Annotated in this window: 1 protein-coding gene; it reads right to left on the minus strand. The window is 66.0% G+C overall.

The annotated features are described in order from the left end of the window. Positions 1–282 precede the first annotated feature (282 nt). The gene (gene pnp, locus G3446_RS26280) at positions 283–2,382 is read right to left on the minus strand and encodes a polyribonucleotide nucleotidyltransferase (protein WP_164456613.1); all 2,100 of its coding nucleotides are present in this window, start codon (positions 2,380–2,382) and stop codon (positions 283–285) included. Positions 2,383–2,679 lie beyond the last annotated feature (297 nt).

Raw genomic sequence — 2,679 nt, forward strand, 5'->3', positions numbered from 1 at the left:
CTGGGCTCGGCCGCGGTGCATACGCCACCCATGCCGCATCGGCTCCTGGTTCTGGCTGAGCCTTGTTAATAATCAGGTGGTAGACAGGACGGACGAGAGTGAAGTCCACCGAGCCCCGCGCCGGCATTGGCGGACTGCGCTGCGCCTACCTACCCTACCGAGCATTGATTTTCTTCGTGTCCTTCGCGCCTTAGGGATTCCGACCAACAGCTTTCTTGAGGTCAACGCAAAAAGGGGCCATTCGGCCCCTTCTCGTCGGCATTCGAGCTGTGCCGGCCGGGCTTACTCCCCAGGCTCGACCGCCTTCATGCTCAAGCGGATGCGACCCTGCTTGTCCACTTCCAGGACCTTGACGCGGATAACATCGCCTTCCTTGAGCTTGTCGCTCACGGACTGGACACGCTCCTCGCAGATCTGGGAGATGTGCACCAAGCCGTCACGACCCGGCAGGATGGTGACGAAGGCGCCGAAATCCATCAGGCGGGCGACCTTGCCCTCGTAGATCTTGCCGACCTCGACATCGGCGGTAATCAGGCGGATACGCTTCTTGGCTTCCTCGCCGGCAGCCTTCTCGACCGAGAAGATCTTGACGACGCCGTCGTCGTTGATATCGACGGTAGCCCCGGTCTCTTCCGTGATCGAACGGATGACGGAGCCGCCCTTGCCGATGACGTCGCGAATCTTCTCCGGGTGGATCTTGAACTCGATGATGCGCGGGGCATGCTCGGACATCTCCAGGCGATGGCTGTCGATGACCTTGTTCATCTCGCCGAGGATGTGCATGCGACCGTCCTTCGCCTGCGCCAGGGCGATCTCCATGATCTCCTTGGTGATGCCCTCGATCTTGATGTCCATCTGCAGGGCGTTGATGCCCCCGGAGGTGCCCGCAACCTTGAAGTCCATGTCGCCGAGATGGTCCTCGTCGCCCATGATGTCGGTCAGGACCGCGAAGCGCTCGTCTTCCTTGATCAGCCCCATGGCGACGCCGGCCACGGGCGACTTGATCGGCACGCCAGCATCCATCAGCGCCAGACTGGTGCCGCAGACGCTGGCCATGGAGCTGGAGCCATTCGACTCGGTGATCTCGGAGACCACGCGAACCGAATAGGGAAACTCCTCGATGCTCGGCATGACGGCCAGGACGCCGCGCTTGGCCAGACGGCCGTGGCCGATCTCGCGACGCTTGGGGCTGCCGACACGGCCAGACTCACCCACGCAGAAGGGCGGGAAGTTGTAGTGCAGCATGAAGTGCTCGCGGCGCTCGCCGTCGAGCGCGTCGATGATCTGCGAGTCGCGCTCGGTGCCGAGCGTGGTGACGACGATCGCCTGGGTCTCGCCGCGGGTGAAGAGCGCCGAGCCGTGGGTGCGCGGCAGGACGCCAGTACGGATGGTGATCGGGCGCACGGTCTTGCCGTCGCGGCCGTCGATGCGCGGATTGCCGGAGAGGATCGACTCGCGGACGACCTTCTTCTCGAGCTTTTCGATCGCCGCACGCACCTGAAGCTCAGTCCACTTGGGCGCATCGCCCGCGCAGAGCTGCTCGATGACCACAGCGCGGGCGGCATCCAGCGCCGCGTAGCGCTCCTGCTTCACCTTGATCTGATAGGCCGCCGCGACCTGCTCGCCACAGCCGCTCTCGACGGCTCCGGCCAACTCCAGATCGGGCTCGGGCGCGGACCACGCCAGCGGCGCCTTGTCGACCTCGGCGGCCAGCTCGCGGATGGCCTGAATGACAGCCTGCAGCTGCTCGTGGCCGAAGAGCACGGCGCCCAGCATGACCTCTTCCGACAGACCGCGTGCCTCGGACTCGACCATGAGCACGGCCTTCTCGGTTCCGGCGACGATGAGGTCGAGATCGGAATCCGGATTCAGACCGACGACGGCGGGATTGAGGATGTACTCGCCGTTCTTGTAGCCGACGCGTGCGGCGCCGATCGGTCCATTGAAGGGCAGACCCGAGACCGCCAGCGCCGCGGAGGCGCCGATCAACGCGGGAACCTCCGGGTTGACCGCGGGGTTCAGCGACTTGACGGTCGCGATGATCTGCACCTCGCGGGTGAAGCCATCGGCGAAGAGGGGGCGAATGGGACGGTCGATCAGGCGCGCGGTGAGGATCTCACCCTCGCTCGGACGTCCCTCGCGGCGGAAGAAGCCACCCGGGATGCGGCCAGCGGCATAGGTCTTTTCCTGATAGTCGACCGTCAGGGGCAGGAAGTCACGCTCGACGCCCGGGCGCTTGTCCACGACGACGGTGACGAGCACCACGGTGTCGTCCATGTTGACCATGACAGCACCATCGGCCTGGCGCGCGATCTCGCCGGTCTCCAGCTTGACCGTCTGGTCTCCGAATTTGAATTGCTTAACGATGGGAGTGGGAATCACGGAAAAATCCTCGGCGATATGTGGGCCGTCTGGGCTGCGGACCCTGGTGCACTCCGACCTTGGCGCAAGCCAGCAAGAGAACGGGCGGCAGCGATTGCTGTCTCCTCGCAAGGCGGCCCGAAGGCCGCCGCGAGCCGACGCGCCCGCCCCCCCGCAGCGGGCGCGCCGGCGCCCGCCCTGGGCCCCCCCCCCGGCGGGGGGGGGGCCCCCCCCGCCCCCCCCCTGCCGCTGGACGTCGTGCAGGCGGCCCTGCTCCCCGCGCTCGACCAGCCCAGCCTGACGCAGCGCTTCCTCGCG

Source organism: Thiorhodococcus minor (genome assembly GCF_010820565.1).
Classification (GTDB): Bacteria; Pseudomonadota; Gammaproteobacteria; order Chromatiales; family Chromatiaceae; genus Thiorhodococcus; species Thiorhodococcus minor.